Source organism: uncultured Gimesia sp. (assembly GCF_963972345.1).
Taxonomy (GTDB): Bacteria; Planctomycetota; Planctomycetia; order Planctomycetales; family Planctomycetaceae; genus Gimesia.
In genome coordinates, this window is record NZ_CAXAVM010000028.1 from 1 (window position 1) to 24,360 (window position 24,360).

Annotated in this window: 22 protein-coding genes and 1 tRNA gene; 11 read left to right on the top strand and 12 right to left on the bottom strand. The window is 50.3% G+C overall.

Going from position 1 to position 24,360, the window contains the following annotated elements:
- On the top strand, positions 1-312 hold a 312-nt coding region (locus AACZ40_RS06985), incomplete at its 5' end, for a 7-cyano-7-deazaguanine synthase (protein ID WP_339673723.1).
- A 5-nt stretch (positions 313-317) separates the two neighbouring features.
- Here AACZ40_RS06985 and AACZ40_RS06990 read toward each other — a convergent pair.
- On the bottom strand, positions 318-1,274 hold the full coding sequence (locus tag AACZ40_RS06990) for a nitrilase family protein (RefSeq protein ID WP_291170780.1): 957 nt from the start codon (positions 1,272-1,274) through the stop codon (positions 318-320).
- Between the two features lie 101 nt (positions 1,275-1,375).
- On the opposite strand from AACZ40_RS06990, the gene AACZ40_RS06995 reads away from it, so the two are divergent.
- The gene (locus tag AACZ40_RS06995) at positions 1,376-2,866 is read left to right on the top strand and encodes a leucyl aminopeptidase (RefSeq protein ID WP_291170778.1); all 1,491 of its coding nucleotides are present in this window, start codon (positions 1,376-1,378) and stop codon (positions 2,864-2,866) included.
- A gap of 12 nt (positions 2,867-2,878) precedes the next feature.
- Here AACZ40_RS06995 and AACZ40_RS07000 read toward each other — a convergent pair whose 3' ends face one another.
- Both AACZ40_RS07000 and AACZ40_RS07005 read right to left on the bottom strand, forming a co-directional pair.
- Complete coding sequence (locus AACZ40_RS07000; protein WP_291170776.1) at positions 2,879-4,264, bottom strand: right-handed parallel beta-helix repeat-containing protein; 1,386 nt, start codon at positions 4,262-4,264, stop codon at positions 2,879-2,881.
- A 164-nt stretch (positions 4,265-4,428) separates the two neighbouring features.
- Positions 4,429-5,115: a hypothetical protein gene (locus tag AACZ40_RS07005; RefSeq protein ID WP_291170774.1), complete on the bottom strand. Its 687-nt coding sequence runs from the start codon at positions 5,113-5,115 to the stop codon at positions 4,429-4,431.
- 217 nt (positions 5,116-5,332) lie between these two features.
- On the opposite strand from AACZ40_RS07005, the gene AACZ40_RS07010 reads away from it, so the two are divergent.
- From AACZ40_RS07010 to AACZ40_RS07035, 6 genes are all read left to right on the top strand, one after another.
- On the top strand, positions 5,333-6,238 hold the full coding sequence (locus tag AACZ40_RS07010; protein WP_291170772.1) for a YihY/virulence factor BrkB family protein: 906 nt from the start codon (positions 5,333-5,335) through the stop codon (positions 6,236-6,238).
- A 130-nt stretch (positions 6,239-6,368) separates the two neighbouring features.
- Entirely contained in the window at positions 6,369-7,748 is a 1,380-nt protein-coding gene (locus tag AACZ40_RS07015) for a DUF1501 domain-containing protein (protein ID WP_291170770.1), read from the top strand.
- Between the two features lie 25 nt (positions 7,749-7,773).
- Positions 7,774-8,061 carry a hypothetical protein gene (locus AACZ40_RS07020; protein WP_291170768.1) on the top strand — a complete coding sequence of 96 codons (288 nt, stop codon included), beginning with the start codon at positions 7,774-7,776 and terminating at the stop codon, positions 8,059-8,061.
- An 83-nt stretch (positions 8,062-8,144) separates the two neighbouring features.
- Positions 8,145-8,681 carry a SelL-related redox protein gene (locus AACZ40_RS07025; protein WP_291170766.1) on the top strand — a complete coding sequence of 179 codons (537 nt, stop codon included), beginning with the start codon at positions 8,145-8,147 and terminating at the stop codon, positions 8,679-8,681.
- 102 nt (positions 8,682-8,783) lie between these two features.
- Entirely contained in the window at positions 8,784-9,824 is a 1,041-nt protein-coding gene (locus AACZ40_RS07030; protein ID WP_291170765.1) for an NAD-dependent epimerase/dehydratase family protein, read from the top strand.
- Between the two features lie 48 nt (positions 9,825-9,872).
- Entirely contained in the window at positions 9,873-10,934 is a 1,062-nt protein-coding gene (locus tag AACZ40_RS07035) for a dihydrodipicolinate synthase family protein (RefSeq protein ID WP_291170763.1), read from the top strand.
- Here AACZ40_RS07035 and AACZ40_RS07040 read toward each other — a convergent pair whose 3' ends face one another.
- Positions 10,935-12,134 (bottom strand): VCBS repeat-containing protein, encoded by a 1,200-nt coding sequence (locus tag AACZ40_RS07040; protein WP_291170762.1) that lies wholly within the window; start codon positions 12,132-12,134, stop codon positions 10,935-10,937.
- A 305-nt stretch (positions 12,135-12,439) separates the two neighbouring features.
- Between AACZ40_RS07040 and AACZ40_RS07045 the strand changes: the two genes are divergently transcribed.
- Both AACZ40_RS07045 and AACZ40_RS07050 read left to right on the top strand, forming a co-directional pair.
- Positions 12,440-12,775, top strand: coding sequence for a GlsB/YeaQ/YmgE family stress response membrane protein (locus AACZ40_RS07045; RefSeq protein WP_339673728.1), 336 nt, complete (start codon positions 12,440-12,442; stop codon positions 12,773-12,775).
- 340 nt (positions 12,776-13,115) lie between these two features.
- A tRNA-Leu gene (locus AACZ40_RS07050) sits at positions 13,116-13,199 on the top strand.
- An 81-nt stretch (positions 13,200-13,280) separates the two neighbouring features.
- Here the strand turns inward: AACZ40_RS07050 and AACZ40_RS07055 are convergent.
- Positions 13,281-14,969 carry a PAS domain-containing hybrid sensor histidine kinase/response regulator gene (locus AACZ40_RS07055; protein WP_291170758.1) on the bottom strand — a complete coding sequence of 563 codons (1,689 nt, stop codon included), beginning with the start codon at positions 14,967-14,969 and terminating at the stop codon, positions 13,281-13,283.
- 446 nt (positions 14,970-15,415) lie between these two features.
- Complete coding sequence (locus AACZ40_RS07060; RefSeq protein ID WP_291170756.1) at positions 15,416-16,066, bottom strand: response regulator; 651 nt, start codon at positions 16,064-16,066, stop codon at positions 15,416-15,418.
- Positions 16,067-16,983: 917 nt separating this feature from the next.
- On the opposite strand from AACZ40_RS07060, the gene AACZ40_RS07065 reads away from it, so the two are divergent.
- A complete protein-coding gene (locus tag AACZ40_RS07065; protein WP_291170754.1) occupies positions 16,984-17,598 on the top strand; it encodes a response regulator in 615 nt (204 codons plus the stop codon).
- A 24-nt stretch (positions 17,599-17,622) separates the two neighbouring features.
- On the opposite strand, the gene AACZ40_RS07070 is transcribed toward AACZ40_RS07065, so the two are convergent.
- The 6 genes from AACZ40_RS07070 to AACZ40_RS07095 form a co-directional block, all read right to left on the bottom strand.
- Complete coding sequence (locus AACZ40_RS07070; RefSeq protein WP_291170753.1) at positions 17,623-18,654, bottom strand: nucleoside hydrolase; 1,032 nt, start codon at positions 18,652-18,654, stop codon at positions 17,623-17,625.
- Between the two features lie 85 nt (positions 18,655-18,739).
- Positions 18,740-19,522: a DUF1080 domain-containing protein gene (locus tag AACZ40_RS07075; protein ID WP_291170751.1), complete on the bottom strand. Its 783-nt coding sequence runs from the start codon at positions 19,520-19,522 to the stop codon at positions 18,740-18,742.
- 44 nt (positions 19,523-19,566) lie between these two features.
- Positions 19,567-20,982, bottom strand: a complete 1,416-nt coding sequence (locus AACZ40_RS07080) for a neutral/alkaline non-lysosomal ceramidase N-terminal domain-containing protein (RefSeq protein ID WP_291170748.1) — start codon at positions 20,980-20,982, stop codon at positions 19,567-19,569.
- Between the two features lie 29 nt (positions 20,983-21,011).
- Positions 21,012-22,352, bottom strand: a complete 1,341-nt coding sequence (locus tag AACZ40_RS07085; protein ID WP_339673731.1) for a sulfatase-like hydrolase/transferase — start codon at positions 22,350-22,352, stop codon at positions 21,012-21,014.
- 294 nt (positions 22,353-22,646) lie between these two features.
- Positions 22,647-23,414, bottom strand: coding sequence for a 3-hydroxybutyrate dehydrogenase (locus tag AACZ40_RS07090; RefSeq protein WP_291170746.1), 768 nt, complete (start codon positions 23,412-23,414; stop codon positions 22,647-22,649).
- Complete coding sequence (locus AACZ40_RS07095) at positions 23,414-24,349, bottom strand: 3-hydroxyacyl-CoA dehydrogenase NAD-binding domain-containing protein (RefSeq protein WP_291170744.1); 936 nt, start codon at positions 24,347-24,349, stop codon at positions 23,414-23,416. Before AACZ40_RS07095 ends, AACZ40_RS07090 begins: the two co-directional genes overlap by 1 nt.
- Positions 24,350-24,360: the final 11 nt, after the last annotated feature.

Sequence of the window (24,360 nt, forward strand, 5' to 3'; positions counted from 1 at the left end):
GCCGTCGATTACAGCGGTTACCCTGACTGTCGCCCCGAGTTTATCAGTGCGTTCCAGACGGTCGCATCACTGGCGACCAAAACCGGTGTGGAACATTCCGGTCACTGGAAAATTCACACTCCCCTCATTTCGCTGACGAAAGCGGATATTATCAGAACCGGCATGGAACTTGGTGTCGACTATGGACTGACACACAGCTGCTACGATCCCCTGCCCGATGGCACGCCTTGTGGCCACTGTGATTCCTGTCAGCTGCGGATCAAGGGGTTTCAGGAAGCCGGTTTTGCTGACCCCGCTTTGAAAACAGACTGACTGACTCAACTGGACGGTTTCAGTTCCCAGCCAGGCGCTGTGACCGGCGGCTCTGCCGGTGGTTCGACCAGTTTTCCATACAGGTTCGGTCGTCGAGCACGTATGTAGCGGCGTCCGCCGGCCTGATGCAGTTTTTCGTCTGTACACAATGCGATGGCGATGTCATCTCCCAGCCTGGTACATTCGGCGATGATTTCTCCAAACGGATCCACAATCATCGAAAGTCCCGGTTTGACCTCCCGATCATCCATGCCGACCGGATTCGTGAAGATGGCATAAATGCCATTGTCGTAGGCTCGCGCAGGGAGCCACTTCATCAGCCAGCCTTTCCCTTTCGGTCCCTGAAACTCTTGTCGCAACCGGACCGGATCACGATCTCGATTCTGCCAGAGTGCAGGATCGACCAGTCCTCGTCCGGGCATCACAGAGGGCAGACAGCAGGTCACGTGAGGCATGAAAATGATTTCAGCCCCCAGCATCGTTGTCATCCGCACATTCTCAACCAGGTTATTGTCGTAGCAGATCAAAATGCCACAGCGGCAGCCCCGCAGATCGAAAACCACATACTCGCTGCCCGATGCCAGATGCGAATTCACAAACGCATGCAGCTTGCGAAAGCGGGCAACCAGTTCACCGCCATCCACACAGACATAGCTGTTATAGACTTCCCCCTGATCGACCTCGAACAGTCCCGCCAGTATCGGCACTCCCACTTCCTGGGAAATCTTCATCAGTTCCTGAGTACTCGGACCATCGGAAACCCGTTCTGCCAGTTCCAGCAGTTCTTCTTTCGAAAATGATTGCACAAACGTGTAAGCAGGGATACAACACTCATGGAAACTGACGATTTCCGCTCCCTGGGCAACCGCCTGTTGAGAGAGTTCACGAATCCGCTGCAGGTTATATGCCTTGTCTCCATTACGGTGTTCAAACTGGACGGCAGCGATCCTGATGTCTCTCATTTGGTTTTTAATCCTGATCTGCTAAACTGTGGAACAAACAATCTGTGGAACAACTTATCTTAATCTGATGATTTTCAACAATAAAGGGACTGATCGAACCGATGTCTACGCAATTTACGAATGAATCACTCTCCTCTCTCACTGCTGACTGGCTGGTTCTGGCGCTGGTCGAATCGGCTCCGCTTAACAACTCCATAACAGAACTGGATCAGACATTAGGCGGTCTGATTTCCCGTCTGATCGAAAGTGAAGACTTCACCGGCAAAGCAGGTACAACTACCACACTGCTGGGCATCACCGAAATCAAAACGCCGCGCATTCTGCTGGTCGGCCTGGGGACAGCAGAGAGCCTCAGCCTGGCTTCGCTGGAAAAAGCGATGACAACTGCCGCCCGTTCGATTTCCAGTAAACCCAAAACCAATATCATCGTTGCCCTGCCCGAAGTCGATAATAGTGTACTCTCGGCTGAGCAGCTCGCCACAGTTGCCAGTACCTCAATGATCGTCGGTGCGGTCGGGCAGGACCTGTATCGCGCAGAAGCAGCCCATTCTCCCTTTCAGACTATCACCATTGCTGGCACCGGTGATACAGCCGCCAGTCAGCAGGCTGTAGATCGGGGTAGAATTCTGGGGGAATCAATCAACCTCGCCAGGGAAATGGTAAACCGCCATGCGGGGGATATTTTCCCTGTCAGTTTTGCTGACCGCGTGGTGGAAGTCGCGAAGTCTACAGGTCTGGAAGCTGAAATCCTTGATGAAAAGCAGCTTAAACAGGAGAAGATGGGCTCCATGCTGGCCGTCGCCCAGGGCAGCGATCAGCCCCCCCGTCTGGCCATTTTGAAATATCAAGGCGCAGATGCATCTGCACCGACACTGGCCCTGGTGGGCAAAGGGGTCACCTTCGACAGTGGTGGACTGTCCCTGAAACCGAGTGACGGCATGAAAACCATGAAATGTGACATGGGAGGTGCCGCTGCGGTTCTGGGGGCCATGCATGCGATCGCCCAGCTCAAGCTGCCTGTAAATGTCATCGGCTACATGGGGCTGGTCGAAAACATGATCAACGGTTCGTCCTATAAGCTGGGCGATGTCCTGACAGCCCGCAACGGCAAGACAATCGAAGTCCTTAATACGGATGCAGAAGGGCGACTGGTTCTGGCAGATGTCCTCGCGCTGGCAGTCGATCGTGGTGCTTCCAACCTGATTGATCTGGCAACTTTGACAGGCGCCTGTGTGGTCGCTCTGGGTGAAGAAGTGACGGGTGTTTTCGCAAACAACGCCGACTGGTCCAAAGCAGTTCAGGATGCGGCACAGGCCAGTGGTGAAGATGTCTGGGAAATGCCCATGTTCCCGCAGTTTGCCGAGCAGCTGAAAAGCGATGTCGCCGACCTGAAGAATGTGGGAACCCGCTGGGGTGGTGCGATTACCGCAGCCAAGTTTCTGGAGAATTTCGTCAGCGAAACTCCCTGGGTGCACCTGGATATCGCCGGACCTGCGTTTGCTGCTGCCAATGCTCCGCATCGCGAAGGCGGCGGGACCGGCTGCATGGTGAAAACACTGGTCGAAGTCGCCGCCCGGTATGGTTCCGCCTGATCAGAAGGGTAGCTATTCTTCCGATTCTCTTTCCAGCGCCCCCAGGTCCTTCAGAGATGCTGCGGGGCGTTTTTCAATTCCACGCGGACCTTTGAACTGCTGAAGTACGGGAAAGTTGTTTTGAATTGCCACGGGCAGCAGACCAGCTTTGTTGAGACACGCTGATTTAGCCGTCAGAAAGAAGAGATTTTTTGCTTCATCCTGAAAACCGGGATCATCACCGGAATGGACTTCTGCTTCTGATTTCACATTTCCGTAACTGCTGGAATGCGCGGCTTTCCAACCCGGTTTGATCCAGTTATAGCTGAGACTCGCCGTTCCCTTCTCGTCCAGAATCGCGAAGCTGCTGCCCGCATGCGTGGTATATAAAATATTATTGCGACACTCCAGATGCTCACTGTTCGTAGAAAGCCTGACCAGTGTTGTCGACGCGCGTCGTGAAACCAGCGTGTTGTTGTACAGGAACAGCGTTCCTTTTCGGTAAGCACTTTCATCACCACTGTCGCCGCCATAATGAATCATCTGGCTGTTGGAATCTTCTTCCAGTTTAACCAGCACATTCCCATACACGTACGCACTGCGATAGCGTGGATCAAAGCGAATCGTATCGCCGCCTTCGGAATCCACGAGGTCCAACTGGCGGTTACCACTTTCAATCCAGTTGTATCGTACCACCAGCCCTGCAGACCGGTCTTTGAGGTTATTCCCCAGACAGTTTTTCCTGAGCGGTCCCAGGTAGTTGCCCTGAAAAGTGATTCCCGCGGCTTCGGTGTAGACATTATGTTCGTAATAACTGTCGGCAATCCCGTTATGGTAGATCGAACAGTTTTCCACCAGCAGATCTTTCGTGTCATACGCTACGAATAATCCATTGCCGCAGTCATGCAGGTAGCAGTTTCGAATCGTAATATGCTCCCCTTTTTCAACAAAAATGGCAGCTGCATTCTGAAAGTATTTCTGCAGTCCTTCTGAACTGAAATAGAAAAAGGAAGGCCGCGCACTGCGAATGTCGAGATTTTCAATCACGATGTAGGCGGGCATGGTATCTTCCGGATCGCGGGCACCTCCAATTTTAATAATGCCTCGCTGTTCTCCCCAGAATCGTAACTGCGGACGCGTCATTGCCCGGCGTCCGTCAATCACGGGCAGTTCCCCTTTTTCTGAGGGAATGCCTTTGATCACGATCGGCTTGTCTTTCGTACCGCGGCGACAGAGAACCCATTTGGTATGGTAAGGTTGAGGCCGCCAGTGGATCTGGACTTCATCCCCGGCAACCAGGCTTTCCCAGGGAACTTTCTCAACCAGGGAATATTTCTTTCCAGGACCGACTTCGTAGATCGTGGCTTCGGCATCTGTTGTGAACAGACAAAAAAGAATACAGGTCAGGCAAATCTGCATTCGACTGGAATACAGCCTTCGCAACCTGAGATACCTTTGATAGACTCGATCAGGTTGAATCACTCCGTCTGGACCTTTCTGAACAAACCCGTCTTCGTCTTGGAAATATGGGGATGCCCAACACTCACTATCTGCTGACCTGAATTTTTAATTCGCGTGGCAGTCTAATGAACCTGCGCGGGTACCCACTGCACAGGTCTTGCTCCCTGTCGCGGTTGAGCGGACCCTGGGATCATCGTCGGTGTATGTAACAGAGCAGGAGGAACCGAGGACATGGGCTCTTCTGCAGCGGGAGCCGGCGCCGGTTTACCTAACACTCCTTTTGATCCATGTTCAGGGACCGGAGAGATTTTCTGGGGAACGACGGTAGCAGGTCCTGTATGCGGAGCGACTTCGTGTGGTGCAGACTCCTGCATGTATTCGCCTTCATAGGTTTGCGGAGTCTCGTAAGTTTGTTGCCCCTGGTAACCTTGTGGCCCACAAGTGGGACAACTGGACTGAGGAGCATAATTCGGCGAAGGGTAAGACTCCATCGAGCCATCATCTCCGCCGTAGCTGAAAGTGCCCGAAGTCATCATGCCGGGAAGCGTGCTGCCAAATCCGCCTCCGCCGCAAGGATCGCAGGTGTTGCAGGGATCACAGGGCGAACAGGGATTACAACAATGCTTCATCATCCGCTTGGCACGGTGTTTAGAAAGCTTGCATTTGATATCATCCATGAAATCTGTGGGGCCGTACATCGGACCACTGCAGATCATGCCAGTGGCAGGGTCGTAATATCCAGGGCTCGCACAGCCGGTCAGTGGCAGACAAAGTACAATTCCCGCAGTCAATTTGAGCAACGAATTCATTTTGAAAATCCGATTAATCTCTGTTTTTCAGATAAGAGGTGTAATTCATTTCGATGAGAGTAAACTTGAGATGTAAGCTCCCCTTATCTCTGTCATCGTCATTTCAAAATGTTAACCTTTAATGATTATATCAATTATAAGGAATTTGCTTTCACTGCTGCTGTAACACTTAGATCACCGTAAAGTATTAAACCACAACATATAAGATCGGACTGACATGTCAGAACGGGAACAGATACAGCTGGGAAAAATTGGGTTCCGCGCCATGTGGAAATTTGGCGGGCTGACACTCTGGGACTTGATGATTCAAACGCTGAAAGGCTACGACAAGCATCACCTCAGTGCCCATAGCGCGCAATTTGCCTACTACTCCATATTCACTTTATTTCCACTGCTGATTGTTATAATTGGTTGTCTGGCACAATTACCGATTCGAGGCGTCATCCTGAGTGTAGAGAACGCCATCAACCAGGGGTTACCCAGCAATGTCTCAAGTCTGCTGTTTGCTCAGATTGAAGATATACAGCAGAAAACCACACTCAGCCTGATCGGTGGGGGCGTATTTCTGCTCGCCTGGGGGGGAACCCGTCTCTTTATTACCATGGAAGAGGGACTGGATTCCGTATTTGAAGTCGAACATCGCCGTTCTTTTCTGCGGTCAGGCGGGCTGGCATTGCTGCTCACATTTGGTGTATTGATCCTGCTGCTCACCGCTTCCATCCTGCTGGTGGTGGGTCCAGAAATCGCCAGTCTGCTGGTCACAAATCTTCATTCCACGTGGATAAACCTCTTATTTTCGGCTGGCGTCCGCTGGTCCGTGGCTTGTGGTTTCATGCTGATTTCCACGTCGGTAATTTACTCGGCCGTTCCCAGTATTAAGTTACCCTGGAAGATTTTTACTCCCGGCAGCATCTTTGTTGTCACCAGTTGGATCCTGATGTTGCAGGGTTTTCGTCTTTATGTCGAGAATTTTGCCCACTACAACGAGACCTATGGCACCATCGGGGGCTTCATTGTGCTACTGGCCTGGCTCTATCTGACAGGAGCAATCCTGATGATCGGCGGCGAAATCAACGGTGTCATCTACCGGGCTGCCAAACTGAAAGCAGAAAAATCTCCTTAAGCTGACTGACTCACAGGCTACGTATTCAGAATAAATCAGTGCGGTTCCTTATTGACGAAACCAGATCGCCATCAATAAAATACACGCATAAGTGAACTCTTATTTTTATTTCGCGCTAAGGATCGCAAATATGTTCCGCGTTGAATTTGGTAAATCAGGGAAGTACTGTGATGGCATCAGCAGACGCCATTTTCTACAGGCAGGGATTGCCGGGATGGGCTCCGCCAGCCTGTCACAGATTCTGCATGCGAAATCAATGTCCGAACAGGCGGGTGTGGAGAAGAAAGATACCTCCGTCATTCTACTCTGGCTGGATGGGGGCCCCAGCCACATGGATCTTTACGACCTGAAGCCCGAAGCCCCCAGTGAATACAAGGGCATCTGGAATCCGATATCTACCAACGTGCCTGGCATGGACATCACCGAAATGTTTCCGCTGCAGGCAAAATGTGCAGACAAATTTTCGCTGGTCCGCTCATTGCACCATGATACCGGCGATCATTTTACCGGCGGTCACTGGATGCTTACCGGTCGCGGTGACGTTAATGGTGGCAGCACTGCCGGTCGAAATCCGTCAATCTCGTCCATGGCGACCAAGGTCCTTGGCCCGCGTGATCCCAACATGCCCGCATATGTTTCCGTCCCCTATGCTTCCAGCATCGGTTTACGACCGGGTTACTTTGGTGGAAACTTTCTCGGCGTTCAGCATGATCCGTTTGAGACGGACTCTGATCCCAACAGCCCGAATTTTCAAGTCACGAACCTCAATCCCACCACCGGACTGTCGATTGATCGCCTGAAGGATCGAAAGAGTCTCCTGCAAAGCTTTGACCAGTTGCGTCGCGAAGTGGATCAGTCAGGCATGCTGAGCTCCATGGATCGACTGGATCAGAAAGCCTACGAAATGGTCACCGGTGAAAAAGCCCGAAAGGCGTTCGATCTGAATTCCGAAGACAATGCACTGAGAGAAAAATATGGTCGCCACACCTGGGGGCAAAGCGTTTTGCTGGCACGTCGCCTGGTCGAGGCAGGAACTACCTTTGTCACCGTCCATTTTGGCGGCTGGGATCACCACTGGGACCTGCAGAGCGGCATGGACAGTTACCTGCCCCGCGTCGATCAGGCAGTCAGTGCCCTGTTTGAAGACCTGGCTCAGCGAGGTTTAAGTGAAAAAGTTCTCGTCGTACTGTGTGGCGAATTCAGTCGTACGCCGCGCATGAATAACGGCGGTAACGGGGGGCCTCCCCTCAGCATGGGAACGCCGGGCCGCGACCACTGGGGGAACGCGATGTTCTGCCTGATGGGTGGCGGAGGCGTTAAAGGCGGACGCATCATCGGAGCCACGAATCGACTGGGAGAAGCTCCGGCCGATCGACCGGTACGCCCCGGGCATATTCATCATACCATCTATCGGGTACTGGGTATGGATCCTGAAACGTATTTCCTTGATCACTCAGGTAGACCAGTTGCCGCCATAGACCATGGTGAAGTCATTCACGAACTATTTTAAGCTCTCATACAGTCTGTAACATCCTGTGAGTCATTCGTCCCTCAAGTTCAAATCAGAAGACCAGGCGGCCGTCAGATCGCGCTCCCGACAACAATGGGCTCAGTTCCTGATCCTGCTGGCGGGCGTCGGTCTGCTCTGGCTGGTCGTCTTGCCACGGATCGCTGCGATCCCTCAAATGAAGGCGGAAATCGATTTTCTGGAAGAAAAACAGATCGACCCCACCGCCATGTTCTATTCCGATCTCGAAACGATTGAGGAAACCGTTCAGGAAATCACCAACTTCCACAAAGAACATCCGGACGCTTTGTGGTAAACTCGATAGAGACGGAATGACCTCAGAACTGATCTCCTGCGTCGGTCTGATCACAACTTTGACTCTCAAACTGAAAGACTCTCATGAACTCCGCCCCGTTGCGGGAGGCCCTTTCCCGCTTTTCTTCCAGCCAGGGAAAAACGCTCACAGAACTATCGGATAGCTCACCCGTACTGGTCGTCTTTCTCAGACATGGTGGCTGCCCGTTCTGTCGCCAGGTTCTCGACCAGTTGAAATCGCTATCTGCCCAACTGGTGGAACGTCATCTGCAACTGGCTGTCGTGCATATGATGAACGAAAAAGAAGCAGCCAGATTACTGGCCCGCTATGAGCTATCAAACGTTTACAGCTTCAGCGACCCGGATCGTAAACTGTATGAACTGTTTCAGGTTAAACGAGGCAGCCTGGCTGAGACTGTGGGGCCCGCTGTCTGGTGGTCTGGCTTTAAAACGACCATTCTCTCTGGTTATCTTCCGGGCATACCGGGTAAAGACGTACAACAACTGGGCGCCGCTTTGATACTTGACCGGGGCGAAGTCGTCGCCAGTTATTTCTCACAAAATTCAGCCGACCTGCCCGACTGGGATCAACTCCTGGCCTGCGAGCTACCCCGGGAATAACTTAACGTTGATTTCCAATTCGATCCTGAACCTGCCATAATGCGGTGAGAAGTAACTATCCTCGCATTTTCCAATTTGAAGACTGACAGTTTCAGACATATCATGACTACCGAATTTCCAGAAACAATCAATCAGGTCGAACAACTCGACGAATTGTTAAGCCGCCCCACTCCCCAGGTGATTCAGACACTCCAGCAGACTTCCGGAGACATAATCCTTCTCGGCATTGCCGGTAAAATGGGACCGACACTGGCCCGCATGATTCTCCGCGGCGATGAAGCAGCTGGCATCAGTCGACGGGTGATTGGCGTCAGCCGCTTCTCTGATGAAACCAGCAGGCAGCCACTCGAAGACCTGGGAATTGAAACCATCAAGGGAGATCTGCTCGACAATACGTTTATCAACAGCCTGCCTGACGTCCCCCATGTCATCTATATGGCGGGGATGAAATTTGGGGCGACAGGCAACGAATCTCTTACCTGGGCCATGAACACCTACCTGCCTGCGCTGGTCTGCAATAAATATCAAAACAGCCGCATCACTGCATTCTCTACCGGCAATATCTATGGTCTCGTCCCGGCAACCAGTCAGGGATCCGTTGAAACCGACAAGCCCAATCCGGTGGGTGAATACGCCATGAGCTGCCTGGGACGCGAACGGATGTTCGAACACTTCAGCCGTACGCTGAATATTCCCATGACCATCATTCGCTTGAATTATGCGACAGAATGTCGATACGGAGTACTCGTCGATCTGGCATTACAGGTCTATCACGAGCAGCCCATCGATCTCTCCATGGGTTATGTGAATGTCATCTGGCAGGGAGACGCGAATGCCATCACGGTCTGTTCCATGCCCGATGCCGCTTCCCCACCGACTTACCTGAATGTTTCCGGTCCGCAAATTCTTAAAGTTCGTGACATCTGCGAAGCGTTTGGAACACGGTTCAATAAAACTCCTCAATTCACTGGAATACCAGCCGAAGATGCCTTGCTCAATAATGGGCAATTCGCTCACAAACGATACGGAGCCCCCCTGGTGGAGATCGAACAGATCTTCGACTGGACTGCTGACTGGATCCGAAATGAACGTCCCCTGCTGGGTAAGCCCACGCATTTTGAATCGCGCAGCGGCAAATTTTAACCCCGGCCTGCCTGGCTTGAACGCTTGATGATACAGGAATCTATTATCGTGAACTCTTCCCAAATCACAAACACACTACAGCTGGGAACCGCGATCCCCGCTCACCCGCTTGCATTGAATGCATCTCGAAAACTGGACGAACGCCGACAAAGAGCCCTCTCACGTTACTATATCGCCAGCGGAGTTGGTGGTCTGGCCGTGGGCGTCCATACCACACAGTTTGAAATTCGCGATCCCGGCATCGACCTGTATCAACCTGTCCTGGAACTGGCAGCCGAAGAAATGAACCGCGCCGATGACCAGCGCGATCAACTTCTGCTGCGTGTCGCCGGCATTTGTGGAGATACGCAACAGGCAACCAGCGAAGCAGCCATCGCCCGTGAAGCCGGTTACCATTTTGGATTACTCAGCCTGTCCGCGCTGAAGAACGCCGACGAAGAAACCCTGATCCAGCATTGCCAGGCCGTCTCGGAAGTCATCCCTGTATTTGGTTTCTACCTGCAACCCGATGTCGGCGGACGTCTGCTGCCTTACTCGTTCTGGCGTCGCTTCTGCGAAATCGAAAATGTCGCTGCCATCAAGCTGGCCCCTTTCAATCGCTATCATACCCTGGATGTGATCCGCGCGGTCGCGGAATCGGGACGCGACGAGATCGCATTATATACAGGAAACGATGACAACATCGTGCTCGATCTGGTCACCCCCTTTCGCTTCACCTCGAATGGAAGGCAGCTTGAAAGACGGATCGCAGGTGGGCTGCTCGGGCACTGGGCTGTCTGGACCAGTAAAGCTGTGGAGATTCTCAAAGAATGCCGGCAGGTCGCGGAAGCGAATTCGGATATTCCCCTCTCCACGATTCATCGCAATACAGAAGTGACAGACTGCAACGCCGTACTGTTCGATGTCGCCAATCGCTTTCAGGGCTGTATTCCCGGCATCCACGAAGTGTTGCGTCGTCAAGGCCTGCTGGAAGGTACCTGGTGCCTGAATCCCCATGAAACCCTGGGCCCCGGTCAGTTGGAAGAAATCGATCGCATCTATGCAGCTTACCCACATCTGAATGATGATGAGTTTGTTGAAGCCCACCGGGACGACTGGCTCAGCGGCTGATTATTTTCCCGTGTTCAAAAACAGAAACGTCCCCAGTTTGGAGGCGGTCAGAATATCAGTCTTCCCATCCTGGTTGACATCGGAGGCTTCAATCTGCACACCAATGCCAGACCAGTCATCGACCAGATGGGGAATATAGTGGACTTTACCATCCTCGCTGCGTTGCATTTGAAACCAGTAAACCACAGGTGCTGCCGCGGGTTCAATATCTCTGTTCGGACCATGAGCCCAACGCCGTTTACCGGTCACTACATCCTGCAAACCATCGCCGTCAATGTCAGCCAGAGCAAGAGCATGTGGCTGAGTGAATGCCACACCATACTGCTTCAGTTCGCTGCGATCACTCATGATTGTATGCTTCGCAAAAGTGATTTCCGCATCCTTCTGCTGTTGTTCAAACCAGGCCAGTCCCCAACCATGTGCATCGACGCTGGAGATGACATCGTTGTCACCATCTCCGTCTACATCGTAAACCAGCATCTGAGCGCCACCTTTATCTTTTGAAAAAGCGAATGAATGAAATTTCCAGTCGACTCCTCGCTGCGCTGGATTTTCAAACCAGCCATCATTGATCACGATGTCTGTTGCACCATCTCCATTCAGATCTCCAGCTCCCGTTCCATGATAGAAACGATTCCATTCCCCACGCGGTCCTACAGAATGAAAACGCCAGGGCTTGTCTGGTGCACTCCAGTCAGGCGCCAGCCAGCCCCAGTGATTCTCCCAGTGACAGATCAGTTCGGGCTTTTGATCTCCGGTCACATCGACCAGAAGCGGTGATTCACCCTGAACGCGTTCGAACACAAAATGTTTTTTCCATTCTCCGTTTTCCGTTCGTGGATTTTCGAACCAGTATGCTTCGTGAAGATGCACGCGTCCCAGAACCAGAATGTCATCCCAGCCATCCGAATTGAAATCGTATACAAACACCAGCATGCAGTTACTGGGACTGTCAGCGGGTGGCCAGGATACCGGTTCGTAAAAACTCTGCTTTTTCTCGAAAGTGGGCCCTGCATACCAGTAAGGGCCAGCGACAATATCGCGCTGCCCGTCATGATTGAAATCGCCACTCGCGATTCCATCTGCAAAATACTTTTCAGTCAGAATTTTTTTCTGAAACTCTGCCCCTTGGGTCACGGAAGTGAATACACCCAGAGCGATGTAAGAACACAATACAAAAATCGGAGCAACTAGTTTCATTATTTCATTTACCCAGGCGCGTCACAGGGAAAATATCTGTTCCTGCAAACTGATCTATTGATTCGAAAACTGTTTTAACTCTACAAAACTTTAATCAAAAATCAAATCGCTCGTTCATTACCCAAGTTTCAGGCCGGGGTTGACGATAATGATAAAAGCGAGTAATAAAAGGCTCCTCTCCGCTATCGAAACACCACCCTCGACTCAACACCGTAAATCATATCTCGATAAGCATTTATCGACGAAGGACCGTCATAATGTTTGATGACAATACCAGCCGAATCCTCCAGGAAGCCGTAAACGAAATGTTAGTCTGGGTAGGTTTTGGCACTTTGGTCGGCCTGGCAGCGAAAGCCATTATGCCTGGAAAAGATCCTGGTGGTGCTGTGAGTACGATGTTAATGGGGATCGGCGGCAGTGTTGTCGGCTGTGGTACGTTGATGTTTTTCTGGGATGGTGCCCGGGTGACTCCGATCAGCACATTTGGCTTTATTGCAGCGACAGGCGGCGCATTTGTGCTCCTGTTTTTCTATCGGCTGCTCTCCGGTTCCTTCTTTGCTGAAGCCGAAGATGGCGAACGCTGGCTGCATCGTCGTCGTCGACGTCGTCGCGCACGGGGACTGGCTGACGAAACATATTAGAGCGCCACACATATAACCAGAGCGACTCTCAATCTATAATACTCGGCTCCCATCGCCCTGAAGACGCGACAGTAAATCTGGGCGCAGTCTAAAGCAAACCTGGCAAATTCCTCAATTCTCTTCAGATGCGAGAGAGAAAGCGCCACCTGGCTGGTAAAAAACTGCCTCAAAATCAAAGGGAGCCCACATCAATGTCACCGATCATCACCCTTTAATAAAAGCTGTTTCATTGCAAATCCAGCCTCGCTGATATCCTGTGAGACGGCTTTTTTGATGTTTTTTTCCTGGTAAACTGGGTTGAACTGCATAACTTAATACGCTATATAATCTTAAAGCACATGGCCGAGTGGCGGAATGGCAGACGCACGGGACTTAAAATCCCGGGTCCGTAAAGGGCGTGCGGGTTCGAGTCCCGCCTCGGCTATCTCTTTCAGTAAAATGCTCACTGAATCATGCCTGTCTGAACCGTGATTTGTTGCGAAATTACGATCCATTTCAATCTGGTTCAGGAGTATTTGGGCAATCGCAGTGTCACTGGCAGATAACGGAAAACCATGTCTGACAGGAACTCAAATTTGACTGGCTTCCCCAGATAGTCGCTGCAACCTGCCGCGATGCATTTCTCCCGATCAGTAATCAGTGTATGAGCGGTTATCGCAATCACAGGAATCTGATAATTCTGGCTCCGCAGATACCGGGTCGCTTCATAACCATCCATGACGGGCATCTGCATGTCCATCAGGACCAGATCATATGGCGTCCCCAGTCCCTCAGCCTCATGGATTTCCTCAATTGCTTCCCTGCCATTCGTGGCAGTCGTCACATCCAGTCCCATCTTTGACAACATATAGCTGAAGAGCCTGCGAATTTCCTGTGTATCATCAACCAGCAAAACTTTACCTTTCATCCCGGTTGAGATTTTTCCCTTTGTGAAATCAGATGAGGTTTGCGAAAGGCATTTTTTGTCGCGAAGGTCCAGCGGGCTGTCTGTCTCCGTTCCCTCTGATATTTTCCTGCCGACATTCAAGGTAACCGAGAACACGCTTCCCTGTTTCACAGTCGATTGCACAGTTAATTTTCCTCCCAGCAACTGTACCAGTTTTTGACTCAGCGTCAGCCCCAGCCCCGTACCGCTATATTGTCGCGATGCGGAATTATCGGCCTGAGTGAACGGCGCAAAAATATGTTTCAGGTTCCCCTGTGATATTCCTTTACCGGTATCAGCCACATTAAACTGCAGAAGTGACTCGAAATTTGACTGGGTAAACGCTCTGATTTCAATGCGAATCTGGCCGGTGTCTGTAAACTTGACTGCATTGCTTAGCAGGTTACCCAGAACCTGTTTCAGCCGCCCTGGATCAGTCTGAATTGTTTCAGGAATCGTCTCCTGAATTTGTGTCAGTAACTGCAACCCCTTCAGGTTTGCCTGTGGTTCATAAACATCAATCACTTCCTGCAGTAATATTGCAGGAGAACAATCTTCTTTGATGAGTTCGTACTGACCCAGTTCCATTTTTGAAATATCCAGAATATCGTTGATGACCTGCAGAAGATGATCACCATTTCTCTGGATGATATCGATCAGAGCATGATGTTCTGGCAGACTTGTCGACTCTTTCAATACTTCGGAATACCCGACAATTGACGTCATCGGTGTACGAATCTCATGACTCATATTCGAGAGAAATTCACTCTTAGCCTGGTTAGCCTGTTCAACGAGATTGAGTGCTGATTTGAGTTCAAATTCTTTTCGTTTCAGTTCCCGTCGCGTCTGCTTGAGACGTTCCAGATATTCAGTCTGCTGATTCAGAAAGCGAAACCGCTCGGATATGTCGCGGAAGATTCCGATGAAGTGAACGCCTTCATATGATTTTTCAAGTTGATGGAGAGTCAACTCGTACGGAATGCAGGTATTGTCTTTATGCTTGACGACCAACTCACAAACGGCACCGTTTCCAGAGACGATACACTCCGAAAAACAATGCCGGCATGCATCACAGGAGGCTTCAGTCAGCAGATCACGAATATTCGCTTCAGAAATCTCCTCTGTACTCCATCCCCAGGCTGATTCAATGGAAGGGCCAGCTGTCTCAATATTGCCGGTTTCAGTTATCACGACTACCACATCAATACTGAATTTCAGCAGATGCTCTGCGAGGTGATTTTTTAAATATCGAGTTTGAATGGAACTCATACGCGGCCCTTATCTGTCGGTGAAAACTACAATGCGATTCTTCCGTTTTACCCCTTTGTCTTTAGAACTCAATTCAAGAATAAAGGTCGTGTTCACAAACATGACCACTACTTGTTCATAACATCAGTTGGTGTTGTATCGGCATGTTTGACCTCCTCAATCGATGGGGGAATCCCCCCATTACCGCTTCCTGTACTTCAAATCAGGATCCCCAAAGTTGCAGGCGGAAATCAGACAAAGGAGGGCACCGCCTTAACATAGCGCCCCACACACTGCTGACACAGACCCAGAGGCCTCTGGAGACGTCACTTTCAGCCCGACGTCAGGCGAATTGCCCGACTGACACGGAAAGTCTGTCTATTTCAGAGTGAATACAGGGAATCAAATCAGGAAATTACAGAAACGGAGAAATGTATGAGGAAGGTCGATTTTCAGTACTTTTCAATCTATTGAGAAGAATCAGAAGATCCATTTTTTCGATAACCGGGCATATCTTTGATCTTATAGAGAATATGAACGATATCGGTGGTACTGGAAGCCCCTAATTTATTCAGAACATTCGCTTTATGTTTTTCCATTGTCCGATAACTGATCGACATGGAATTTGCGATCTGCTTACCTGAATGGCCTTCTGCGATCAGGTGAAAGACCTGTTTTTCCCTGCGAGTAAGACCATCATACAACTGCAGAACCTGCATTCCATTGTCGGCTGTCTCCTCTGTCCGCTGATTCCAGATAATGCGTGCTGTTTCAATTGCCTGCAGACACTTCTCTCGGGCAAATGGTTTTTCCAGATATTCACAGGCTCCCTGCTTGACGGCAGAGACTGCTTTTTCAATATTTCCGTAGGCACTCATCATAATCACTGGAAAGCGAAGCTGTCTTTTTTCAAATAACTGCATCGCTTCAATGCCGGAAATTTCCGGCATGATCAGATCAATCAGCACACACCCCGGCGTATCAGGTTCGCTGGATTCCAGAAAAGAGAAAACACTGTTAAAAGGTATCGCCGTATAACCGGACGTTCGCAACAGACAGGCAATCGAATCCAGGACATCAGGATCATCGTCGATGATGTAAACATTAAATTCCTTCATTGGCCCCTCAAGTGAAATACAATCTGAAACGAAATGATTCCTGCATCTCATTCAATGATTTGCAAAAGTCATTTATACGACTCAACAGGAAATGTTTTATTATCTAGTTATCCGATTTCAATTCGGTTTATATTTTTTCTATAGAAATATCTCTTACGACAGCGAAACAACCAGATCTTCTCCTGCTTCATCAGAGGGATCAAATTGTACTGATTGTCAACAGGAGTTCATTTATCTGAAATGATGGACACACACCAGTAGTACAAACAGGTTGTATCCACTAAGAGGGGATTCAGTGGAACAGAAACGAAGGTCACTTCGAGTATAAGTTTTCAACGGGACAGAAGCATTCGGAGGACAGTTTTCGTTGATGCTTTATCTTTAAATCATTTGTTTTGAACCACCGGTTCAAAAAAGACATCTCGAGTTACAGTCTGGTTTGATCGAGTAAGTTTTGGAATTGGTATGATCAGTCCTGACTAGTGGAGTGTCATTTTTAAAATTTGGGTTGATAGATATCACGAGAGTGCGACAACGGAGCACGTAAACAACACCCCCAACCCTCAATTTGCAGCTTGACAAAGCACTTGAACACATCGCTTTTCACCATAGATGCTCTCACTCAATATTACGCGATACCAATGCTCCTGGAGACGTTTCAGCAATACGGGAGACAGTCCAGTCATCCTTCCTGTATCACTGTTTTACAATAGACAACAAGATTATCCTATTTACCTCATTCACCCCTTTCTACCTAAACTTAGTGCTTCATTCAACATTGAGGTGAAAACAGTACCAAGAATTGGGTAATTTCCCCCATTTTTATTTTTTTTCCAGAGGGCGATACAAGATTATGGGAACTTCTCTCATCAGATAGCGATCATGATCGATTCTTTAATTCGCATCAGGACACAACCATGAAAATACTGATTGTCGACGAAATCGGATTCATCCGCCAGAGCCTGAACCAGAAGCTGGGACGTCATCATTTTGAGACCGTCTCTGCCGAAAGCGGTGAAGAGGCGCTTCTGATCCTGAAGACCGATTTCTCGATCGATGCCGTCCTGACCAGTCTGTTTCTTCCGACAATGAATGCCCTTGAACTATACAGGGCCGCTGCCAGAATCGAACGGTTCAATGATGAAGGCGTCATTCCACCTCTGAATTTTTACCTCATGGTGACCAAAGAGCATGGCACCTCTTCACCCAAAATGAAGCAATTGACACGCGAAGCACTGGCATTGGGATTTAGAGATCTACTGATTAAACCGATCGACACGGATTTACTTGTCTCAAAATTAAGAAACGCTGCTCCGATGGTGCTCGAAGAGGTTGATACAGACCAGCCTGCAGAAACACCATTTCAGCCTGATCCCCCTGAAATAAAAGACCAGAGCGCTCCCCCCGTCAATTCTCATAATCGATTCGATCAACTCAAAGAAATGCAAAACAGTCTGCATGCACTCAAACGGGAAATGTGTAACTCCATCGACACATTACTGGAGGAAGTCAGTCGAAATTCGATGCAGTAAAGAATGAATTCCTGCCTCCTGCGATTATCGAAGGTTCCGCTTGACCGGGGGCTGACTGACCAGACTTCTTAAAGCCTCTTTCACCTGTACTGCCTGCAGGGGATTCATTTTCAGATAGCGATCCCGTCCCTGTTTTTCTGGATGGAAACTCAAAAACCCATCGTCGTCGACCGTCACTTTTCCAGGTTCGGACAGATCAAAATACCCATCGTGTGGACGAACTGCATATAACACACTCGTTAAATCCCAACTGGGACGGTCGTGCTCTGGTCCACTGTGCAGCAGGTAAGCTTCCCGTACGATGTGATGTTTCATATAGTTAAAATCCCTGGCAATACTCTCACGCGGATAGCGGACGGCAATTCCGACTTCATAACCACTCCAGACTACCGGAGTACTCAGAGGCCACTGGCGGACAAATCGCTGCATGGATTGAATTCCGTTTCGCACGTTGGCTTCGAGGAAATGTGTGTTTCCCTCAATGGGTTCAAACGCACCTGCCATCACGGAGACCAGTTTGACTTTTCGTCTGATCAATTCAGAACCGGAAAGCGGGCTGAACCCATCTGCTTTCGACTCTACCAGATCCGCCAGATTTGCCGCCAGGCCTACTTGAATAATGACGATCGAACCATCTGCAGAAGCAGCCAGCGTTTTCCTCAATAGCGAAACTGCATCCGGAAGTTGTTGATTCGAATTGATATCATGGGGATAACGACTCTGGTCTCCCTGCTTTTCCTGGATCAGCTTCAAATAGCGACTCTCACGTTTCTGGGCATCGCGGGTGACTCCAATGGGAATATCGCCCCGTCCGTAAAAGGTATTCGTGGCATCAGTGAACGGACCTGTCAGCGGATTGATTTTGGAAATGGTCACCGCCCGCAGATTGCATTCCCCTCGATCTGCCAGCGTATGTAACATCGCCAGTGCCAGAACGTCATCGACGTCTCCCGAGATATCCGTATCAAAAATCACCTGAACCGGTTCTGCCGCGGGCAGTAACCGGTTAGACATCATCAAGAATAAACAGATCACACTCAAACGCTTCCAGAACATGAAATTTGTCATCCTTTCAAGAGCGACGGAACGTCAGATGTTAGCATTACATCATCTCGTTCGATTGAAACCTGCGAACTGTTGACTATTTTTTCTGTTGCTGCCGGGCACGATTTTCCATAATCCGCTGCAGCTTGCGTTGCTCCGCTGCCAGCGCCGCATCCGAAATTTCCGCCGGCTTCACATCACTGCGTTTGAGTTTCTCTGTATCAGGAATCTCCCGCATCTTCAGACCACGATACCAGACCGGATCACCATGATCCTGCAGAGACAGGTTCGCGTCACGATCAGACAGGTTCCCTCCCCGATTGGCCAGCAGTTCTACCTGCCAGGCATAGCGTGGGTCGGTGTAATCCAGGTCGATGACTTTTTCCCCGTTCAACCAGTGTTGAATCACGGTCCCCTGACAGACGATGCGTCCTGTATTCCATTCACCCACAGGACGCGTCGCATCATGCGAAGGTGGCAGGCAAAAATAGATCGAAGCGGCACTCGTACGGGGATTCTTGCCATCTGCATGCTGCTTATTGTCCAGAATCTGATATTCATATTGCCCGGGACGGTAATACACGCCGCTGTTACTTCCTGCCGCCACCTTCCATTCAAACTTTAATTCAAAGTTGTCGGGCACTCGCTGTGATTGATATGTCAGGCTTCCCCCTTTACCGGAACGGGTGATGACGCCGTCTTCGACTTTCCAGTTTCCATCATGCTGCCAACCTGTCAGATCCTTGCCATTGAACAAGAGCTTGAAACCCTGCTGTTGCTCCTGTTCCGTTAATTGATTCGGCTCGGAAGTACAACCGGCCTGATTAAACTGAAACAGAACCAGACATGCCACACAGATGATCGCAATCTGTTTTTTCATATTTTGACCTCGGTGTTTCGTTATGGATGATTGAATCATGGGTATCAGTCTGAAATCTGGTTCAACATCTGAAATATCTGTTGATTGATCTTATTTGAAGCATCTGCTTCCAGATAACTCCAACCCGATCTCCAGGTTTCATAACCCTGCAATACATGTTGTTCCGGAGTAGGCAGATATCCGTTATAGCCGTTTGCCAGGGCGATCACAAATGTTGGTTTCAGCGGGCTTTTCTGTTTTATCTCCAGACCAATTTCCGCAAAGACTTCACAGGGTATCGCAACGATTCCCAGTTTACCGATCCGCAGTGCCTGCAGTTTGATATTGACGGTTTCGGGCCCCTTGTCAATTTTGACCGTTTCCCGGGCATACACTTCGTTCGTGGTTAAACGGTCGGGGTCTTTCGCTTCGGCTAACAGTTTCTTCGCATACGCCAGTTCGTCCTGGTCCGGCTTGCGAATTCCCAGATCCAGAGTCCGTTCCTGCATGACGATTTCTGCCTGTCGCTGATACTTCAATGATTTCATAGCTTCATAAGTTTTATCTGCTATCACGGATGCCACTTCAATGACCCGTTCAAAGGCGGCCGCACGCGGGCGAGGTTCCTTGAAATTATAATTGTTGATATCTCCACTCGTGCCATTAGACATGATGCCCACAAAAGTCTCATCACCTCCCAGCCGTTTTTTGATCTGCCGGCAGTATTCTCCAAAATAATCTGCCGAGAGCTGATTGGGCGGAATTCCTCCCACATAATGTAAAGAATAATTAGCCAGCAACGCCAGGGGCTTTCCATCCTCAGTCTGAACCGACAGAAAGGAAACCGCCGGGTCAATGGGGCCAGCCGGCTTGATCAGAATATCACTCCCCCGGGGCGGATTCATCCGGACTTTGTCAGTCAGCTTCCCAAAGGGATTAGGCAGGATTCCTCCCTCTTTGACATACCATCGCCTGTTGTTCACTTCAGCGGGTTCCTCTGTGACTCCCCAGGCGATCTGTGCCGGCTCTAACCGGGCATGGGCGTTAATGATGGACTGCGCGATTCCTTCCGTGAGAAACTGCACGTATTCCGGACTGGGTTGACACTGTGCCAGGGGGACGGAAGTCGGCGCGGTATGCGTGTGAGTAGCAGAAGTCAGCATCTGGCTAGTGGGGATGCCCGTTTTACTGGATGCCATCTGCTTGGCGGCGTCAAAGATCTCGCGTGAAATCAGACAGATATCACAAACCACAAACGCAACACTGACATCACCACTCTTCAAAACCAGCGCCCGGGCATGCAGGGGATCATGTGCAGACTGTGCCTGGCGATCCTGGAAACTGCCGGTCATTGATACAGGGAATTTCCGCGGGGTGATATCATATTTTGCCGCTCCCGCCTGTAAAGAATCCGGGGCTGCTTCCGCAGTCAGCAGAGACAGCGGAAACAATAATAGGAACAAGATCGTGAGACGAAGCATCTTTGGTTCTCCTGCCAGCAGTTTAAAGTTTATTTTTCAGGTTGAGGTGTTGCCGTCTGCTGCACTTCTGTTTTCCAGTCAGCGAGTGCAGACTGCATTTGCTGAACACGGCGGGGCTGCAATTCACTCAGATTTTCTGATTCTGTCATATCTCGACTGAGATCGTACAACTCGACCGGTTCCTGACGAGTCTGATTCATGATCAGTTTCCAGGGTCCCTGTCTCACCGCAGATTTACCATTGTATTCCCAGAAGATCTGTCGAGGCGTTAATGATTGCTGTTGCTTTAACAGGGCGACCAGACTGACACCATCCAGTTTATGACCAGCGGGGACTTTCGCGTCCGACAATTCCAGAATCGTGGGCATCAGATCGATACTGATGACGGTTTCATCACAAACGGTTCCTGCGGGAATCTGACCGGGCCAGCAAGCGATGGCTGGCACACGATGCCCGCCTTCCCAGAGGCTCCCTTTGAAACCACGCAGTATTCCATTCGAACCATTTTTATTCGCACCATTATCGGATAGAAAGAACAGGAATGTATTCTCCGTCAGGTTCAGTTCTTTCAGGACGTTGACGACCTGACCAATGCCTTTATCCATTTCCGTATTCATCTCACGGTAGGCATTGGCGATATCTTTTCGTCGGGCAGATTTGATATCCCCCACCCCCTCTTTTCGCATCGGTTGATCCCCGGGTCCCTGGTAGGGAGAATGCACGGCTTCATGCGCGATATAAACAAAAAAAGGTTTCTCTCGCTGCTGACGGATAAAATTGACCGCATGGTCATTGATCAAATGAGTTACGTAGCCCTGCTCTGCACGGTTCAACTCGGCATTATGCCACCAGTCAAACACTCCTGTTCCATCCAGATGAGCGAAGTAGTCGACATTGCCGCTCACATAACCCACAAAGTGCTGAAAACCGCGAAACGTCGGATTGTACTGCCTTTGATAACCCAGATGCCATTTACCAAACATGCCCGTCTGATACCCCGCATCCTGCAGGCATTGCGCCAGCGTGATCTCATTTTTCTGAAGTCCATGATGTCGGTTCTTCCGGGGATCCGCATAGACCACGCCATCAATGCCCGCTCTCTGCTGATAGCGCCCGGTCAATAAACCGGCCCGCGTGGGACTGCAGACTGCTCCACTTGAATGAAAGTCGGTGAAACGCATTCCCCTGGCAGCAAGCTGATCCAGATGGGGTGTTTTACCATTCTGACTCCCATAACAGCTCAAGTCTCCATACCCTAAATCATCCGCCATAATTAACACAATGTTAGGTTTCCCAATGGTGTTCTCTGCGGTGAGTACCGCTGGCAGAATTACCAACACAGATAGAGCGATGACCAGAATCTTTGCCACGGAGCAGCCTCGTTCCCGGGAGCAACTAATGCAGGTCAAAAAATCTTTTGCATCAGTTTAAGTTAACGATTACCTGTCACTTCACCAGATCTTAATTAGACCGCAGTCTCTGATACAAATCAATCATAGCCATCCCGTGAGGACAGAGAGAAGCACTGATTCCAGTCGAGTTCAGGTAAACAGTTCATGCATAATGCGACCGTGGGGGACCAGCATCGTCGGACGTCCGGTATTGGTAAAGTATTCCATCAACTTCGAGAGAACCAGGTGACTGACAGCGCGCGATAAGCAGGTTTATTGTGCAGTCCAACCGCCATCGATGGTCCAGCTGGCGCCGGTAATTGATTTTGCCTGGTCAGAGCATAGAAAGCAGACCATCGCAGCCACTTCAGCAGGTTCGATCATTTTGCCCGTCGCGGAGGCTTTGAGAAAAACCTCGCTTTCGACCTGCTCCACACTGATGCCCAGCGTCTCTGCCTGCGCAGCGATCTGCCGTTCCACCAGAGGCGTCCTTACGTAAGCTGGACAAATGAGATTCGCGGTGATCTGATAGGGCCCCCCTTCCAGAGCCGTTGTTTTTGTCAGCCCTGCCAGACCATGCTTTGCCGCGATATAACCGGCTTTATTGAGCGACGCCACCTGCGAGTGAATTGATCCCATATTAATGATGCGGCCCCAACCCTGCTGCTTCATTCCCGGAAAGACATATTTTGTCAACAGAAACGGGGCGGTCAGCATGACCTGCAGCATGTTGTCCCATGTGGCTTCGGGAAACTCTTCCAATGGTGCCACGTGCTGAAAACCGGCATTATTGACCAGAATGTCAATCACTCCAAACTCAGTGATCGATTGTTCGACCAGCGACTGACAGTCAGCCTGTTGTGAGAGATCCGTAGAGATAAACCTTATTCGCCGATCACTTGCGCTGAGGTTTGCAAGGTAATCGGGTTCATTCCGGTCAGCAATCACCACATGATAACCTTCATGAAACAGAGTTTGCGCAATCTCAGCGCCGATACCACTGGCAGCTCCAGTAATCAGGGCAGTTCGAGGTGCAGACATCACTTTTCCTCACGTAAGATCTGTTGAATGCGGGCCAGTTTCTCATCTCTCCAGGCAGCCCATTCGCCCGGGCTTTTCTGATTCAAATAAGACTGCGTACCGGAAACGGCCTTCTGCTTTGCGGACTCAGGGATGCGCGTCCAGTGCTCCATATCTTCCCAGTATGCTTCAAAAGAAGCTCCGATTGTGTCAATAAATTTCTGATAGCCACCTGTGCCCCCGCCGAGTTCGTAAATCAGATGCTGCCCCATCAGCGCCCACCGCAGACCCGGACCCTGGCAGAGTGCGGCGTCAATATCTTCCACACTGGCTACTCCCGCATCCAGTAATGCCAGTGATTCCCTCCAGACTGCAGCCGCCAGTCGATTGGCAATGTGACCGGGCACTTCCCTGTTTAAGACCACGGGATGTTTGCCCAGTTTCAGAAAAAATTCTTTGACGGTTTGCAGTGTCGCAACCGCAGTCTGATCACCGGGAACCAGTTCCACCAGCGGGATCAGGTGAGGCGGATTGAAGGGATGCGCGATTAATGCCCGTCCGGGATGCTGCATCACGGACTGCATCCGTGTCATCAAGAGTCCCGATGAACTGCTGCCCAGAATCGCTGTGTCCGGTGCGTGTTGCTCGAACTCCCGGTACACGTCTGCTTTGATTTCATAATCTTCGATCACGGATTCCTGTACATATTCCACATCGAGGAGCAATTCCGCCAGCGAGTCGACAGATTTCAGATTCCCCTGCGCAGTTGCTGCAGCCTGCTGAGTGAGAAGCTCCAGATCAGCCAGACGCTGTAGATTCTTGACTGACTGATCCAGCGCCTGCTGCTTGACATGGTCATTCACATCGTAGATACGGACCGGCAGTCCCTGCGCTGCAAAGAATGTCGCCCAGCTGGCACCGATTAACCCTGCTCCCAGAATTCCAATTTCCTGCATGATTCTTTCGC